The organism is Mycoplana ramosa (genome assembly GCF_041930185.1).
GTDB lineage: Bacteria > Pseudomonadota > Alphaproteobacteria > Rhizobiales > Rhizobiaceae > Mycoplana > Mycoplana ramosa.
On the sequence record NZ_JBHEEW010000014.1, the window covers coordinates 82,551 to 98,106 of the forward strand.

The window sequence follows — 15,556 nt, forward strand, 5'->3', positions numbered from 1 at the left end:
GATTGACCCATGATACAGAAGAACAACAGGATCGCCTTCCAGGGGGATTTCGGCGCCAATTCCGACATGGCCTGCCGGGACATGTTTCCGCAGATGGAACCCCTGCCCTGCCAGACCTTCGAGGAAGCTTTTCTCGCCGTCGAGAACGGCGACGCCGATCTGGCGATGATCCCGATCGAGAACACGCTGGCCGGGCGCGTTGCCGACATCCATCACCTGCTGCCGGAGTCACGCCTTCATATCGTCGGCGAGTATTTCATGCCGATCCGCTTCCAGCTGATGGTCCTGCCGGGGGTCGTGAAGGACGAAATTCGCACAGTCCACAGCCACATCCACGCCCTCGGCCAGTGCCGCAGGATCGTGCGGCTGAACGGCTGGAAGCCGGTCATCGCGGGAGACACCGCCGGGGCGGCAAAGCTCGTCGCCGAAACGGGGGATCGCAGCATGGCGGCACTCGCCCCGCGCCTGGCCTCCGAGCTCTACGGGCTGGAGATCATCGCCGAGAACGTCGAGGATTCGGAGAGCAACGTCACCCGCTTCGTCGTGCTTGCCCGCGAGCCGAGCGTCCCTTCACGCGCTGCACCCGACGAGGTGATCGTCACCACCTTCGTCTTCAATGTCCGCAACATTCCGGCGGCGCTCTACAAGGCGCTCGGCGGCTTTGCCACCAATGGCATCAACATGACCAAGCTGGAGAGCTATCAGATCGCCGGCAAGTTCTACGCCACGCAGTTTTACGCCGACATCGAGGGCCACCCGGACGATGCGAACGTGCGCCGGGCCCTGGAAGAGCTGCGCTTCTTCTCCGAAAAGGTGCGCATTCTCGGCAGCTATCGCGCGCATCCGATGCGCCTCAGCCTGTAGTTACGCGAGGCGAAGTCAGCCCAGAATCGCCTCGGATCAGGCCGGCCAGTCGAGCCAGTCGCGCATCAGGCGGTGGGCGATGGCGCCTTTCGGCGGCGAGATCGTGGCGCCGGTGGCCGGATCGACGCTTGCGGTGCGGGCGAGCAGGTCCACGGTTTCGGCCCGCGTGAACCAGCGGCAGTCCTCCAGTTCCTGCTCGTCGCGATAGATCTCGAAGGATTTTGCCTCGGCATAGCATCCGATCATCAGCGAATGCGGCATCGGCCAGGGCTGCGAGGCGTGATAGCGCACCCGCCCGATCCGGATCCCCGACTCTTCCAGCGTCTCCCGGCGCACCGCGTGCTCGATCGTCTCGCCGGGCTCGACGAAGCCGGCCAGGCACGAGTACATGCCTTCAGGGAAATGGTGGGACCGGCCGAGCAGGCAGCGATCGCGTTCGAGATCGATCGCGAGCATGATGGCGACGGGGTCGGTGCGCGGAAAGGTCTGGTGGCCGCAGGCGGTGCAGACGCGGCGGTATCCGCCGATCTCCATGCGGCTGGCCGCGCCGCACCGGCCGCAAAAGCGATTGTTGCCGTTCCAGGTGAGCAGGCTGGAGGCCTGCGCGAACTGGCCGAGCAGGTCGTCATCCAGCATCTGCTGGCGATAGAGGGTGCGCCCGTCGGCCGCCTTCAACGGTTCGTGGAGCGCGTCGGCGTCGGCGCGGACGGGCACGGCGAGCCGCGGCTCCCCATTCTTGAGGTAGCCCAGCAAGACCGTCTCCTCGACGATCGGGTCCAACCCCGAAAGCTCGTACGGGGCGAAAAGCGGATCGATGATCTTTTCGTCGTGCTTGACGACCAGTTTGCCGCCGGCCAGCGCGAAGGCGTGCACGCCATCGGTCTCGAAGGCGCGGTCGACGCAATCCTCAGCCCGGTATTCCGAGCGCCGGTCCAGGCTGTTCTCGGCGAAGGCGACCATGGTGCTGGGTTCGGCGAACGGAATGTTTCGGTCGAAGATCGATGATCTCATGAGCCCAGGTGTTCCAGCAGCTTGGCGGTGAAGGCAGCCTTGTTGTCCGCGTCCCAGGCCTCTGCCGAGCCAAAGCCCCAGACGGGACCGGGCCAATTGGGGTCCCCCTCGTTGCGGGCGATGATATGAACGTGGAGCTGTCTGACGATATTGCCGAGCGCGCCGACATTGATCTTGGTCGCGCCGGTGGCGCGCTTCAGCGCATCGGCGACGAGATTGATTTCGAACGTCAGCATCGTCTGATCGAGCGGGGTGAGCTCGAAGATCTCGCAGACATCCACCCGCTGCGGCACCAGCACGAGCCAGGGCCAGCGCGCGTCATTCATCAGGCGCAGTTCGCAAAGCCCGATCTTCGTCAGCATCTCGCTGTCGCGCGCCAGCCGATCGTCCGCCTCGAATGCGTTCAATTTTCCGCTCCCGTCGTTCCGCCCCACTGCGAGTCATGACACGGGTTCGCCGTCCGCTCCAACAGTTTTTTGACGTCCCGGCTTGCATTCTGCTGCATTATTGCCGATATGGAAACCGGGAGGTTGGTGGTGGACGAGCCACTCGCCAACCGGGTCAGGTCCGGAAGGAAGCAGCCCTAACGAGCCCCGGCACGGGTCATCGTGCCAGCCTCCCACCTAACGTCCTGTCGGGACGCGATTTTCAAGCGATGCGGCAGGGGCGATGAGCGAAGACACTCCACTTCCGTCAGGTGAAAAGCCCGCCGCATACCGGGTTCTGGCGCGAAAGTATCGTCCCAAGGATTTTACGGACCTGATGGTCGGCCAGGAGCCGATGGTCCGCACGCTCACCAATGCCTTCGAGACCGGTCGCATTGCGCAGGCCTACATGCTGACGGGCGTGCGCGGGGTCGGCAAGACGACGACGGCGCGCATTCTCGCGCGCGCCCTCAACTACAAGACGGCCGAGATCGACCGCCCGACGATTGACCTGAAGGTTCTCGGCGAACACTGCCAGGCGATCATGGAGGGTCGGCACGTCGACGTGATCGAGATGGACGCCGCCTCTCACACCGGCATCGACGACATCCGCGAGATCATCGAGCAGGTGCGCTACCGCCCGGTTTCCGCCCGCTACAAGGTCTACATCATCGACGAAGTGCACATGCTCTCGACGCAGGCCTTCAACGGGCTTCTGAAGACGCTCGAAGAGCCGCCGGAGCATGTGAAGTTCATCTTCGCCACCACCGAGATCCGTAAAGTTCCGATTACGGTGCTGTCGCGCTGCCAGCGGTTCGACCTGCGCCGCATCGCAGCCACCGACCTCGTCGGGCTGTTTTCAACCATCCTTGAGAAGGAAGGCGTGCAGGCGGAGCCGGATGCGCTCGCCATGATCGCCCGTGCCGCCGAGGGCTCGGCCCGCGACGGGCTGTCGCTGCTCGACCAGGCGATCGCCCATGGTGCCGGCGTGGTGGAGGCAGCGGCCGTACGTTCGATGCTCGGCCTTGCCGATCGCGCCCGCATCGTCGACCTGTTCAGCCACATCGTGCGCGGCGACGTGGCCGCGGCCCTTGCCGAATTCGCCGCCCAGTACGAGGCGGGCGCCAGCCCGCCGGTGGTCCTGACCGACCTGGCGGATTTCACCCACCTGGTCACCCGTATGAAATACGTGCCCGACGCGGCGAACGACCAGTCGCTGAGCGAGATCGAGCGCGTGCGCGGTGCGGAACTGGCCCAGAGCGTCGCCGTCAGCGCCCTGTCGCGCATCTGGCAGATGCTGCTGAAGGGCATTCCGGAGACGGAAGCCTCGAGCCGGCCGGCCGGCGCTGCCGAGATGGTGCTGATCCGCCTCGCCCACGCCGCCCACTTGCCGTCACCGGAGGATGCCGCCCGCCGTCTTGCCGAGCTCGCGAACGGAGGTGGCGGTGGAAACGGGCAACGCGCACCCTCGGGTAACGGCTATACCGCTGCGCCGCAGGCATCGACGCAGCCGCTCGTTTCTGCTGTTGCGCGCCCCCCGGACCAGCCGGCCATGCGTGCCGGCAACGGGGGGGCGACCATGCTGCGGGCCGTGCCAGCCGGTGATCCGGTGCAGCAGATGGCGCCGGCGACCGAACAGCGTCCGGAACCCATTGAGGCCGCGCCTGCAGCGAAGGTCCCGGTCCGATCCCTCGAGGACATCGCCGAGCTTTGTACGAAAAATCGCGACATCCGCCTGCGGGCGCTGCTTCGCAACTTCGTCCGTCCAGTGAAATTCGATTCCGGCCGTGCGGAAATTGGCCTTGCCGACGACGCGCCGAAAGCGTTGGTCGGAGACCTGCAGCGGCGCCTGGAAGAATGGACCGGCATCCGCTGGATGGTGATCGTCTCCCGCGAAGCCGGTGGCCCGACGCTCGCCGAGGCCGAGGCCAGGGCGCAGGAGGAGCGGGTCGCCGATGCCCGCCAGGACCCGGATGTGGCCGCCATCCTGCAACGCTTCCCGGGCGCCAGGATCACCGACGTGCGCATCAAGGCGCCGCAGGGCGAAAGCGAGACGATCGAGGTGGCGGCTGCCGCCGAATCCGCCGAGGGCGATATCCTGCCCGGTGACGACATAGAGTTCTGACGGTCTTGAATTGGAAATACGGAAGGAGCGACCGATGCGCGACATCATGGGCATGATGGGCAAGGTCAAGGAAATGCAGGCCAAGATGGAGAAGATGCAGGAGGAGATCGCTGCGCTCTCCGTCGACGGCACCTCCGGTGGCGGTCTCGTCAAGGTCACGCTTGACGGCAAGGGCAACATGAAGGGGCTGAAGATCGACCCTTCCCTTTTCAAGGAGGACGATGTCGAGATTCTCGAGGATCTCATCGTTGCCGCCCACAAGGATGCCAAGGACAAGGCCGAGGCGCTGGCGGCCGAGAAGACCAAGGCGCTGACGGCCGGCCTGCCGATCCCGCCCGGCTTCAAGATGCCGTTCTGAGGCTCTTGGCGTGCCTCTTTGGAGGCGCGCCCCTCAAAGGCGCGCTGCCCTGTTGACGGTCGCTTCAGCACCAGCCTCGATATCTGCGCCCTCGGTGAACGATGCGAGGCCGAATGGCGCCGCGCCATCGCGCCTTTGGTCCACTGCTGCCAACTTTCATGAAAAAGACCAGCTTTCACGATTTCAGTTCCGCACTGATTTGCGATAGAAGCAGCCCATGGCAAAACGTGTCACCGGTCCGGAAATCGAAAAACTCATCCAGCTGCTCGCCAAGGTGCCGGGGCTCGGGCCGCGTTCGGCGCGGCGCGCGGCGCTTCACCTCGTCAAGAAGAAGGACCAACTGCTCGGGCCGCTCGCCGAGGCGATGGGTGAGGCGCATCGCAAGGTGCGCATCTGTTCCTGCTGCGGCAATGTCGACACGATCGATCCTTGCACGGTCTGCATCGATGAGCGCCGGGATCGGTCGGTGATCATCGTCGTCGAGGACGTCTCCGACCTTTGGGCGCTGGAGCGGGCCGGCGCGATGAACGCCGCCTACCACGTGCTCGGCGGCACGCTGTCGCCGCTCGACGGCGTCGGCCCCGACGATCTCAACATCCGCGGCCTGATCGACCGCGTCACCGCCGGCGGCATTCGCGAACTGATCATCGCGGTGAATGCGACCGTCGAGGGCCAGACGACCGCGCACTACATCACCGATCATCTGCAGGGGCTCGACGTGAAGATTACCCGGCTGGCGCATGGCGTGCCGGTTGGCGGCGAGCTCGACTATCTCGACGAGGGCACGCTGACTGCGGCCCTGCGCGCGCGGACGACGATTTGAGAGGGAACCGGATGAGAGCTGCGGACGTCAAGCCAGGAACCCTTGCGCGCATCGCCCGAGGGGCGCTTGCCCTTTGCGTGCTGCTGGCGCCGGTGACGGCCCATGCCGTCTCGAAGACCGATGTCGAAACGCAGTTCCAAGCCTGGCTGCAGACCGATCTTTGGCCCGAAGCCGCAAAGGCCGGCGTCTCGCAGAAGGCCTTCAAGGCGGCCTTCGACGGCGTGCAGCTGAACTGGCACCTCCCAGACCTCGTGCCGCCCGGCACCGCGCCGAAGAAGGCGCAGAAGCAGAGCCAGGCCGAGTTCTCCTCGCCAGGTGCCTATTTCTCCGAAAAGCGTTTGCAGGGGCTGGCGGCGAGCGGGCGTACGCTGGCGTCGACCCATGCGGCGACGTTGCGCAAGGTCGAGCGAGCCTATGGCGTGCCGGGCGAAATCATCCTGGCCATCTGGGGACGCGAATCCGGCTTCGGGCGCGCCGATATTCCGCATCCGGCGATCGAAGTGCTGGCGACCAAGGCCTTCATGTCGACGCGCAAGGACATGTTCCGCCGCGAACTGATTGCGGCGCTGCATATCATCGATGGCGGCGACCGCGCCCCGAACCAGCTCAAGGGCTCATGGGCCGGCGCCATGGGCCAGCCACAGTTCATGCCGACCAGCTATCTGAAATACGCTGTCGACTTCGACGGCGACGGCGTGCGCGACATCTGGAACTCGGTGCCCGACAGCCTCGCCTCGATTGCCAATTACTTGCGCCAGAAGGGCTGGGAGCCGGGCCGCGGCTGGGGCTACGAGGTGCGCATTCCCGAGCAGGTCTCCTGTGCGCAGGAGGGACCAGACCTTGCAAGGCCCATCGGAGAATGGGCATCCGCCGGCATAGAACGCATCTCGGGCAAGGGTTTTCCGAAGACGGAGGGCCGGGCTTCCGGCATGATGCTGGTGCCGGCCGGCCGGCACGGTCCGGAATTCATCGTCACGCCGAATTTCTATGTGATCAAGGAGTACAACAACTCCGATCTCTACGCGCTCTTCATCGGCAACCTTGCGGACCGCATCGCCTATGGCAACGGCCCGTTCCAGGAGGGCTGGGGCGACGTCGGCAAGATGATGCGCTCCGACGTGCTGGCCATGCAGAAGGCGCTGGTCGCCAAGGGCTACGACGTCGGCAAGGTCGATGGATTACCCGGCTACAAGACACGCCGGTCGCTTGGCGAGTGGCAGTCGAAATCCGGCCTGACGCCCACCTGCTATCCCGATGCCGGCCTGAAGGCCAGGCTGCGCTGACCTTCCGTCAGTGCATGTCGACCTGCTGCTTGTAGCGCTCGTATTCGGTCGGCAGAATCGTCTGCCGCTCGATCATCCGGTGCACGCGGGGCGGTTCCTTGCCGCGATGGAGCGCCCGCAGCCGGTCGCCGTTCTCCGCATCCGCCTGGGTGCGGCGCTGGTTGTGGCGGACATACTCGATCCAGGTCGGCACGTGGTAGGTCTCGGTCCAGATCGCCGGATTTTCGAGGTCGTGCATCAGCGCCCAGTGGCCTGCGCCGTCGCGGATGCGGATGCGCCGGCGCTCCGTCATCGCCGTCAGGAAGGCCGAAACGTCCTCTTGCGCAATCTCGTAGTCGATGAGAACCACGATGGGGCCGCTGCGGGGCTTGAGGTCGAGCGGCAGTTGCGGCTCGCTGAAGCGGTTCAGCGGGTCGAGGTTGAGGGACTCGAACTGCGGCAGGCCGTAACGCAACCCCAGCGCGGCGCCGGCCACCATTGCGACGGCCGCCCAGAGCAGCGCGTTCGATGCCCCCCGGCCGTCGGCGATCACACCCCAGAGCCAGCTCCCTCCGGCTATGCCGCCGAAGGTCATCGTCTGATAGAGGGACAGCGCCCGCGCGACCACCCAGCGCGGCGTCGAAAGCTGGACCGTCGTGTTGAACAGCGAAAGCGCCAGCACCCAGCAGGCGCCGGCGACGAAGAGCGCGGGGCCGGTTACCATGGAATTGTTGCTGAAGGCCGTGACGACGGCGCTGAGCGCAAATCCGCTGAAAGCCATACGCACGATCGCCTCGCTGGAGAGCGTTTCGCGCATGCGCGCGCTCGCCAGCGCTCCGCCGATGGCGCCGACGCCGAAGCAGCCGAGCAGGATGCCGTAGGTCAGCGGGCCGCCCATCACCAGGTCGCGCGCGACGAGCGGCAGCAGCGCAAGGATGGCGCTGGTGGAAAGGCCGAAGGCGAAGCTGCGCAACAGCACCTTGCCGATGTTCGGAGACATCGACACGTAGCGCAAACCGGCGGAAATCGCCCGGCCGAACGGCTCGCGGGGCAGCGGGCTCTCCGGCAGCGCCGGCTTCCAGCGCAGTAGCGCGAAGATCAGCGCGAAATAGCTGAACGCATTGGCGGCGAACGCGCCTGCGGCGCCTGCCGCGGCCACGATCGCACCACCGACGGCGGGGCCGACGCTGCGGGTGATGTTGAATCCCATCGAGTTCAACGCCACCGCGGCCGGCAGATCCTCGCGCGGCACCATGTCGCCGACCGAGGCCTGCCAGGCCGGATTGTTCAATGCCGTGCCGCAGCCGATCAGGAAGGTGAACCCGAGAAGCATCCAGGGTGTGATCAGCCCGTACCAAGCCACCAGGGTCAGCGTGATCGACACCGCAAGCATGAAGACCTGGGCGGTGAGCATGATGCGGCGGCGATCGAAGCTGTCGGCCAGTGCGCCGGATGCGAGCGAAAACAGCATGATCGGCAGCGCGGTCGAGGCCTGCACCAGTGCGACCATGTTCGCCGAACTGGAAATCGACGCCATCATCCAGGCGGCGCCCACCGATTGGACCAGGCCACCGAAATTGGAAATGAGGCTTGCCGCCCAGATGCGGCGGAAGGTGTCGTGCCTGAAGGGTGCAAGGGGGGAAATGCGATCGGGCACCGTTCAGTCTCACCTCTCATGAATTTTGGCTCGCCGATCAAGATAGCGACGTGGAGCGTGGCCGCAAGGAAAACCCGTCGTCGAGATCCAAAGGAACGGCCGGGCGGCGAACCGCCCGGCTCGCTTCACGCGATCAGGTGAGAGCCGCTGAAAGTTCGGCCAGAATGCGGGTCCAGCCGCTCTCGTGGGCGCTGCGTGCGTCTTCGCTGGCAAATTTGACCTGACGGAGCGTGATCTCCGTTGCGCCGCCGTCTATTGCCCTCAGATCGATCGTCACAACGCTGTCATCGAGCGAATGCGGGGATTCCCAGGTGAAGGCGAGGCGTGAATACGGATCGATCTCGAGATAGGTTCCGGCGTGCGGGATCTCTTTTCCGTCGACCGCCATCAGGATGGAGAACCGGCCGCCCTTGACCGGATCGGTGTGGACCTTCGGGACCTCCATTCCATCACAGCCGCGCATGAACTTCGCCAGCATTTGCGGCGACAGCCATGCATTGAACACCTTTTCACGCGGGGCGGCGATCGTGCGGTTTACGGTCAGTTCGAGGTCCCTGGTCATTTCGAGTTGGCTCATGGTCCTTCTCCTCGGAAGCGAGCAGTTGATCGAGCGCCGACAGGCGCAGTTCCCATATCGACTTCAGTTGCCCGAACCATCGTTGCGTATGTTTCAATGGATCGAGTTCCGCTGCAATGAAATGCTCGCGGCCCAAAGTCCGGCGAGTGACCAGTCCCGCCTCCTCGAGCACCTTGATGTGCTTCGACACCGAGTTCAGGGACATGTCGAAATGGGCGGCAAGGCCTGTCACTCTCAGGGGCCCCTCCTGCACGAGAAGCGTGAGAATCCGCCGCCGGGTGGTGTCACCCGCGGCCTTCAAAATGCGTGACAGGATCTCATCTTCCATTTGTTCACCCATAGGGTTGAATATTCTCTTTCGCTGCATTAGTCAACCATATGGGTGAACAAAATGCCAGGAGCACCCTTGCGCGCCCCGCCTTTCGACCAGCAATCCGACGAAAGCTTGCAATTCACCGCCGGGCAGCGTATATAGCCGTCAAATTCTTGATCGGTTTGATGAGGAGTGGGCCCGCGAGGACCCGCTCTTTTTTATTGGCCCGGTCGAGCGCATGATGAACGATGCTCCGGAGCGTTGCTCGCCCGTCGAACGGCGATGGCGCAGCCCGAGGCCTCAGAGCCGGATCGCGGACCTCGAGGGAGGGACGCGAGCGGCAAGGGACGCGACAATGACGGAACAACAGAACGAACCGCGGCTGATCGTCGAGACAGGCCTCGACCGGCGCGTGGCCGACATCATCGAGCCGACGATCGAGCAACTCGGCTACCGGCTGGTGCGGGTCCGCCTGTCGGCGCAGCACGGCCTGACGTTGCAGATCATGTGCGAGCGCGGCGACGGGACCATGACGGTCGAGGATTGCGAAGCCGTCTCCATGGCCGTCTCGCCGCTGCTCGACGTTGAGGATCCGATCGACAAGGCGTATCATCTGGAAGTGTCGTCGCCGGGTATCGATCGCCCGATGGTCCGAAAGTCGGACTTTTCCCGCTGGCTTGGGCATCTCGTCAAATGCGAGACGTCGATTCTGATCGACAGCCGCAAGCGCTTCCGAGGCAAGATCGTCGCCGCCGATGCCGAGGGGTTCACGATCGAGCGCGATCAGCCGGCCTACGGCGAAGAGCCGAGCGTCACGATCCCGTTTTCGGCGCTGGCGGAGGCGAAGCTGATCCTGACCGACGACCTGATCCGCGACGCCTTGCGCGCCGACAAGCTGGCCAAGGCGGAAGCTGCAAACCAGAACGACGCGGACGAATAGTTTTTGAGTGCGTTGCGTCCGCCGGGCGTGGCCCCGGGCGGGGCGCGATGGAGAAGACGGAACCCGGGGGCGGCAGGCCGCTCCCCACCGCCGGAGGCAGGGCCCCGGCAGCAAACGGAGACTTGAGACAATGGCAGTCAGTGCTAACCGGCTCGAACTTCTGCAGATCGCGGATGCCGTGGCCCGCGAAAAGGTCATCGATCGCGAAATCGTTCTGGCGGCGATGGCCGACGCGATCCAGAAGGCGGCACGCTCGCGCTACGGCTCGGAATCCAATATCCGTGCCGACATCAACTCCAAGACCGGCGAGATCCGCCTCCAGCGTCTTCTCGAAGTCGTCGAGCACGCCGAGGACTACTCTACGCAGATCCCGCTGGAACTGGCCCGCGACCGCAATCCGGACGCCAAGATCGGCGACTTCATCGCCGATCCGCTGCCGCCGATGGATTTCGGCCGCATCGCCGCCCAGTCGGCCAAGCAGGTGATCGTGCAGAAGGTGCGCGAGGCCGAGCGCGACCGCCAGTACGACGAGTACAAGGATCGCGTCGGCGAAATCGTCAACGGCACCGTCAAGCGCGTCGAATACGGCAACGTCATCGTCGACCTCGGTCGTGGCGAAGGCATCATCCGCCGCGACGAGATGATCCCGCGCGAGAACATGCGCTATGGCGACCGCGTGCGCGCCTTCGTCTACGACGTGCGCCGCGAGCAGCGCGGCCCGCAGATCTTCCTGTCGCGCACCCATCCGCAGTTCATGGTCAAGCTCTTCACGATGGAAGTGCCAGAAATCTACGACGGCATCATCCAGATCAAGTCGGTCGCCCGCGATCCCGGCTCGCGCGCCAAGATCGCCGTGATCTCGAACGACAGCTCGATCGATCCGGTCGGCGCCTGCGTCGGTATGCGCGGCTCGCGCGTCCAGGCCGTCGTCGGCGAGCTCCAGGGCGAAAAGATCGACATCATTCCATGGTCGCAGGACCCGGCCTCGTTCATCGTCAACGCGCTGCAGCCGGCGGAAGTCGCCAAGGTCGTTCTCGACGAGGACGCCGAGCGCATCGAAGTGGTCGTTCCCGACGAGCAGCTCTCGCTGGCGATCGGCCGCCGCGGCCAGAACGTCCGCCTCGCCTCGCAGTTGACCGGCTGGGATATCGATATCCTGACGGAGGCCGAAGAATCCGAACGCCGCCAGAAGGAATTCAACGAACGCACCAACCTGTTCATGGATGCCCTCGACGTCGACGAAATGGTCGGTCAGGTGCTCGCCTCCGAAGGCTTCGCTGCCGTCGACGAGCTTGCCTATGTCGACCTCGACGAGATCGCTTCCATCGACGGCTTCGACGAGGACACGGCGACGGAAATCCAGACGCGCGCTCGTGAATATCTCGACCGCATCGAGGCCGAGGCCGACGCCAAGCGCACGGAACTCGGTGTTTCCGACGAACTGCGCCAGATCGACGGCATGACCTCGCAGATGATGGTCGCGCTCGGCGAGGACGGCATCAAGACGATCGAGGACTTTGCCGGCTGCGCCGCCGACGATCTCGTCGGCTGGTCGGAGCGCAAGGACGGGGAAACCAAGAAGTACGAGGGCCTGTTCTCGAAGTTCGAGATTTCGCGCGCCGAGGCTGAGGCCATGATCGTACAGGCGCGCCTTGCGGCCGGCTGGATCACCCAGGAAGAGCTCGCCAGCGAGGACGCCCCCGTTGAGGTGGTGGAAGGTGCGGAGCAGGACGCCTGACCGGCGTCCCCTCCCGACGGAAGCAGCAGCTGGAGATGCCGTTGCCCGAGAAAAGAAGGAAGGACGACGGCGAGAACGGCCGGATGTGCATCGTGACCCGCGAGAGCGGCGATCCCGACATGCTGATCCGCTTCGTCGCCGGTCCGGACGGCAATGTGGTTGCCGATCTGAAGCGGCAGCTTCCGGGACGCGGGTGCTGGGTGAAGGCTGAACGGGCGCTGATCGACAAGGCAGTGGCCAAAAAGCTCTTCGGCCGCGCGCTCAAGGCGGACGTCAAGGCCTCTGCCGATCTCGGCGCCGAGGTTGAACGCCTCCTTCTGGGCCAGCTTGCGGGCATGATGAACATGGCTCGCAAGGCCGGACAGTTCATCACCGGCGGAATGAACGTCGACAAGGCGGTGCGCGCCGGCGCGGCGCTGGCGGTGTTCCACGCCGCCGATGCGGCCGCCGATGGCGTCCGCAAGATCGACCAGGCGCGGCGGGCCTACATGTTCGCTGCGGACGAGGAAACGGAAGTCCCTTCGTTCCGCTTCGTCACCGAGGTCGAAATGGAGGCGCTTTTGGGCCAGAATGCTTTTATCCATGCCGCGGCGCTTGCAGGGCAGGCGGGTGAGGGTGTAGTGAAGCGCGCAATCATGCTCGAAAGGTACCGTGGCAATGGCTCGGTTCGAGCGCAAGGCGACGCTCGCCAGCCACAGCAATGACGCGGGTGACCGGCCGAAACCGGCATCTATCGCGTGACACGAATTGAACGACAGGGTCTGGTGATACGCATCCGCCCCTGATCTAACGGAACGGAAACGGAATGACGGACAACAAAGACGACAAGACGATCAGCGTAGCGGGCAAGAAGACGCTGACCCTGAAGCCCTCGGGGGTTCAGCAGGGTACCGTGCGTCAGGACATGGGCCGTGGCCGCACGAAGGCCGTCGTGGTCGAGACCCGCAAGCGGCGTCCGTCGCGGCCGGAGGACGAGCGCCCGCCTGTCCATACGCCGGCGCCGTCGCCGCGTGTCGCCGAGCAGCCCGTTCGCCACCAGCCGGCTCCGCCGCCGCGCCAGGAACAGCAGCGCCCGCGCGTGGGCGTCGTGCTGAACCAGCTTTCGCCGGAAGAGATCGAGGCCCGCCGCAAGGCGCTTGCCGAAGCCCAGGTGCGCGAGGTTGAAGACGCACGCCGCCGCGCCGAGGAAGAGGCGCGCCGCAAGGTCTTGGAGGAGGCCGCCCGTATCGAGCGCGAGAAGGAAGAGGCCGAGCGCCGTGCCGCCGCCGAAGCCGCTGCTGCCGAAGAGCCGGCTGCCGTGGAACCGGCTGCGACCCCGGCCGCCGCTGCCCCGCGTCCGGCGGCTGGTCGTCCGGCCATGCCGGTACCGGCGTCTCCGTCCCCTGCTGTTGTCACTCGCGGTCGCAAGGCCGAGGCGGATGAGGAAGAAGCGCGCGTTTCCCGCGGTCCAAGCGGTCCCGCACGCGGCAAAGTCACCCGTCCCGAGCCGGCCAAGGTTCCAGCCCGTCCGAAGGGCGACGAAGGTCGCCGCCAGGGCAAGCTGACGTTGACGGCGGTATCGACCGACGAGGACGGCACGCCGCGCGGCCGTTCGCTTGCCGCGATCCGCCGCCGCCAGGAGAAGTTCAAGCGCTCCATGATGCAGGAGACCCGCGAGAAGATCTCGCGCGAAGTCGTCCTGCCGGAAACCATCACGATTCAGGAGCTGTCGCAGCGCATGTCCGAACGCGCCGTCGACGTCATCAAGTACCTGATGAAGGAAGGCCAGATGATGAAGCCGGGCGACCTGATCGACGCCGACCTGGCCGAACTCATCGCCGGCGAATTCGGCCACACCGTCAAGCGCGTATCGGAGTCGGACGTCGAAGAGGGCATCTTCAACGTTTCCGACGACGAGGCGGAACTGGTGTCGCGCCCGCCGATCGTCACCATCATGGGACACGTCGACCACGGCAAGACCTCGCTGCTCGACGCCATTCGCCATGCGAACGTGGTGGCCGGCGAAGCGGGGGGCATCACCCAGCACATCGGCGCCTACCAGGTCGAACAGGACGGCAACAAGATCACCTTCATCGACACCCCGGGCCACGCCGCGTTCACGGCGATGCGCGCCCGCGGTGCGCAGGCGACCGACATCGCCATCCTCGTCGTCGCAGCCGACGATAGCGTCATGCCGCAGACGGTCGAGTCCATCAACCACGCCAAGGCAGCCGGCGTGCCGATCATCGTGGCGATCAACAAGATCGACAAGCCGACGGCCGACCCGCAGAAGGTGCGCACGCAACTCCTGCAGCACGAGGTCTTCGTCGAGACCATGGGCGGTGAAGTGCTCGACGTCGAGGTGTCGGCGAAGAACGGCACCAATCTGGACAAGCTCCTCGAGGCGGTTCTGCTGCAAGCCGAGATCCTCGATCTCAAGGCCAATCCGAACCGGACCGCCGAAGGTGTGGTCGTCGAGGCCGAACTGGACCGCGGCCGCGGCGCCGTCGCAACCGTGCTCGTCCAGAAGGGCACGCTGACGCCGGGCCAGATCATCGTCGCCGGCGACCAGTGGGGTCGCGTTCGCGCCCTCGTCAACGACAAGGGCGAGCATGTGAAGTCTGCCGGTCCCTCGACGCCGGTCGAAATTCTCGGCCTTTCTGGGACGCCGGCCGCCGGCGACAAGTTCGCCGTCGTCGAGAGCGAAAGCCGTGCCCGCGAAATCTCCGAATACCGCCAGCGTCTCGCCCGCGAGAAGCAGGTCGCGCGCCAGTCGGGTTCGCGCGGCTCGCTGGAGCAGATGATGAGCCAATTGCAATCATCCGGCCTGAAGGAGTTCCCGCTCGTCATCAAGGGTGACGTGCAGGGCTCGATCGAAGCCATCGCCGGCTCCCTCGAAAAGCTCGGCACCGACGAGGTGCGCGCCCGTATCGTTCATTCGGGCGCGGGCGGCATCACCGAGTCGGACATTTCGCTCGCCGAAGCGTCGAACGCCGCCATCATCGGCTTCAACGTCCGCGCCAACGCGCAGGCGCGCAGCCTTGCCGAGCGTCAGGGCATCGAGATCCGCTACTATAACATCATCTACGACCTGATGGATGACGTGAAGGCGGCGATGTCGGGCCTGCTGTCGCCGGAGCGCCGCGAGACCTTCCTTGGCAATGCCGAGATCCTGGAGGTGTTCAACATCACCAAGGTCGGCAAGGTCGCCGGCTGCCGCGTCACCGAAGGCAAGGTCGAGCGCGGTGCGGGCGTCCGCCTGGTGCGCGACAACGTCGTCATCCACGAGGGCAAGCTGAAGACGCTCAAGCGCTTCAAGGACGAGGTGTCGGAAGTGCAGTCCGGTCAGGAGTGCGGCATGGCCTTCGAGAACTACGAGGACATCCGCCCCGGCGACACGATCGAGTGCTTCCGCGTGGAGCACATCACGCGCACGCTGTAAGGGCTCGTCCACTCAGCTATCATGCGAGCGCCGGAGATTTCG

14 protein-coding genes and 1 other RNA gene are annotated in these 15,556 nt (G+C 65.2%); 10 read left to right on the top strand and 5 right to left on the bottom strand.

Annotated elements, in window-relative coordinates:
• Window positions 1–9 precede the first annotated feature (9 nt).
• Entirely contained in the window at window positions 10–864 is an 855-nt protein-coding gene (locus JNC62_RS17410; protein ID WP_374840274.1) for a prephenate dehydratase, read from the top strand.
• Between the two features lie 36 nt (window positions 865–900).
• Here the strand turns inward: JNC62_RS17410 and nudC are convergent, their stop codons facing one another.
• A complete protein-coding gene (gene nudC / locus JNC62_RS17415; protein ID WP_374840275.1) occupies window positions 901–1,875 on the bottom strand; it encodes an NAD(+) diphosphatase in 975 nt (324 codons plus the stop codon).
• A complete protein-coding gene (locus tag JNC62_RS17420) occupies window positions 1,872–2,282 on the bottom strand; it encodes an HIT domain-containing protein (RefSeq protein ID WP_374840276.1) in 411 nt (136 codons plus the stop codon). Before JNC62_RS17420 ends, nudC begins: the two co-directional genes overlap by 4 nt.
• 118 nt (window positions 2,283–2,400) lie before the next feature.
• On the opposite strand from JNC62_RS17420, the gene ffs reads away from it, so the two are divergent.
• The 5 genes from ffs to JNC62_RS17445 all read left to right on the top strand — a co-directional run bounded on the left by ffs (window position 2,401) and on the right by JNC62_RS17445 (window position 6,889).
• Window positions 2,401–2,498, top strand: an RNA gene (gene ffs, locus JNC62_RS17425) — signal recognition particle sRNA small type.
• 46 nt (window positions 2,499–2,544) lie between these two features.
• A complete protein-coding gene (locus JNC62_RS17430; RefSeq protein WP_374840277.1) occupies window positions 2,545–4,425 on the top strand; it encodes a DNA polymerase III subunit gamma/tau in 1,881 nt (626 codons plus the stop codon).
• Between the two features lie 34 nt (window positions 4,426–4,459).
• A complete protein-coding gene (locus JNC62_RS17435) occupies window positions 4,460–4,783 on the top strand; it encodes a YbaB/EbfC family nucleoid-associated protein (protein WP_374840278.1) in 324 nt (107 codons plus the stop codon).
• Between the two features lie 217 nt (window positions 4,784–5,000).
• Window positions 5,001–5,606 carry a recombination mediator RecR gene (recR, locus tag JNC62_RS17440; RefSeq protein ID WP_310412267.1) on the top strand — a complete coding sequence of 202 codons (606 nt, stop codon included), beginning with the start codon at window positions 5,001–5,003 and terminating at the stop codon, window positions 5,604–5,606.
• 11 nt (window positions 5,607–5,617) lie between these two features.
• Window positions 5,618–6,889: a lytic murein transglycosylase gene (locus JNC62_RS17445; RefSeq protein WP_374840279.1), complete on the top strand. Its 1,272-nt coding sequence runs from the start codon at window positions 5,618–5,620 to the stop codon at window positions 6,887–6,889.
• A 7-nt stretch (window positions 6,890–6,896) separates the two neighbouring features.
• Here the strand turns inward: JNC62_RS17445 and JNC62_RS17450 are convergent, their stop codons facing one another.
• From JNC62_RS17450 to JNC62_RS17460, 3 genes are all read right to left on the bottom strand, one after another.
• On the bottom strand, window positions 6,897–8,525 hold the full coding sequence (locus JNC62_RS17450; protein ID WP_374840280.1) for an MFS transporter: 1,629 nt from the start codon (window positions 8,523–8,525) through the stop codon (window positions 6,897–6,899).
• 133 nt (window positions 8,526–8,658) lie between these two features.
• Window positions 8,659–9,102 carry an SRPBCC family protein gene (locus tag JNC62_RS17455; protein ID WP_374840281.1) on the bottom strand — a complete coding sequence of 148 codons (444 nt, stop codon included), beginning with the start codon at window positions 9,100–9,102 and terminating at the stop codon, window positions 8,659–8,661.
• The gene (locus JNC62_RS17460) at window positions 9,035–9,430 is read right to left on the bottom strand and encodes an ArsR/SmtB family transcription factor (protein WP_374840282.1); all 396 of its coding nucleotides are present in this window, start codon (window positions 9,428–9,430) and stop codon (window positions 9,035–9,037) included. The genes JNC62_RS17455 and JNC62_RS17460 overlap by 68 nt, the downstream gene beginning before the upstream one ends.
• A gap of 340 nt (window positions 9,431–9,770) precedes the next feature.
• On the opposite strand from JNC62_RS17460, the gene rimP reads away from it, so the two are divergent.
• The 4 genes from rimP (at window position 9,771) to infB (ending at window position 15,514) form a co-directional block, all read left to right on the top strand.
• On the top strand, window positions 9,771–10,355 hold the full coding sequence (rimP, locus tag JNC62_RS17465; protein WP_374840283.1) for a ribosome maturation factor RimP: 585 nt from the start codon (window positions 9,771–9,773) through the stop codon (window positions 10,353–10,355).
• Window positions 10,356–10,485: 130 nt separating this feature from the next.
• Complete coding sequence (gene nusA, locus JNC62_RS17470) at window positions 10,486–12,093, top strand: transcription termination factor NusA (protein WP_374840284.1); 1,608 nt, start codon at window positions 10,486–10,488, stop codon at window positions 12,091–12,093.
• Window positions 12,094–12,128: 35 nt separating this feature from the next.
• Entirely contained in the window at window positions 12,129–12,797 is a 669-nt protein-coding gene (locus JNC62_RS17475) for an RNA-binding protein (protein ID WP_374840285.1), read from the top strand.
• A gap of 101 nt (window positions 12,798–12,898) precedes the next feature.
• Complete coding sequence (infB, locus tag JNC62_RS17480) at window positions 12,899–15,514, top strand: translation initiation factor IF-2 (protein WP_374840286.1); 2,616 nt, start codon at window positions 12,899–12,901, stop codon at window positions 15,512–15,514.
• Window positions 15,515–15,556: the final 42 nt, after the last annotated feature.

Excerpts from the sequence above, each read along its gene's own strand:
- recR (WP_310412267.1), top strand. The coding sequence starts at position 5,001 with ATGGCAAAACGTGTCACCGGTCCGGAAATCGAAAAACTCATCCAGCTG.
- JNC62_RS17445 (WP_374840279.1), top strand. The coding sequence starts at position 5,618 with ATGAGAGCTGCGGACGTCAAGCCAGGAACCCTTGCGCGCATCGCCCGA.
- JNC62_RS17435 (WP_374840278.1), top strand. The coding sequence starts at position 4,460 with ATGCGCGACATCATGGGCATGATGGGCAAGGTCAAGGAAATGCAGGCC.
- JNC62_RS17410 (WP_374840274.1), top strand. The coding sequence starts at position 10 with ATGATACAGAAGAACAACAGGATCGCCTTCCAGGGGGATTTCGGCGCC.
- JNC62_RS17455 (WP_374840281.1), bottom strand. The coding sequence starts at position 9,102 with ATGAGCCAACTCGAAATGACCAGGGACCTCGAACTGACCGTAAACCGC.
- JNC62_RS17460 (WP_374840282.1), bottom strand. The coding sequence starts at position 9,430 with ATGGAAGATGAGATCCTGTCACGCATTTTGAAGGCCGCGGGTGACACC.
- infB (WP_374840286.1), top strand. The coding sequence starts at position 12,899 with ATGACGGACAACAAAGACGACAAGACGATCAGCGTAGCGGGCAAGAAG.
- rimP (WP_374840283.1), top strand. The coding sequence starts at position 9,771 with ATGACGGAACAACAGAACGAACCGCGGCTGATCGTCGAGACAGGCCTC.
- nusA (WP_374840284.1), top strand. The coding sequence starts at position 10,486 with ATGGCAGTCAGTGCTAACCGGCTCGAACTTCTGCAGATCGCGGATGCC.
- JNC62_RS17475 (WP_374840285.1), top strand. The coding sequence starts at position 12,129 with ATGCCGTTGCCCGAGAAAAGAAGGAAGGACGACGGCGAGAACGGCCGG.
- JNC62_RS17430 (WP_374840277.1), top strand. The coding sequence starts at position 2,545 with ATGAGCGAAGACACTCCACTTCCGTCAGGTGAAAAGCCCGCCGCATAC.
- nudC (WP_374840275.1), bottom strand. The coding sequence starts at position 1,875 with ATGAGATCATCGATCTTCGACCGAAACATTCCGTTCGCCGAACCCAGC.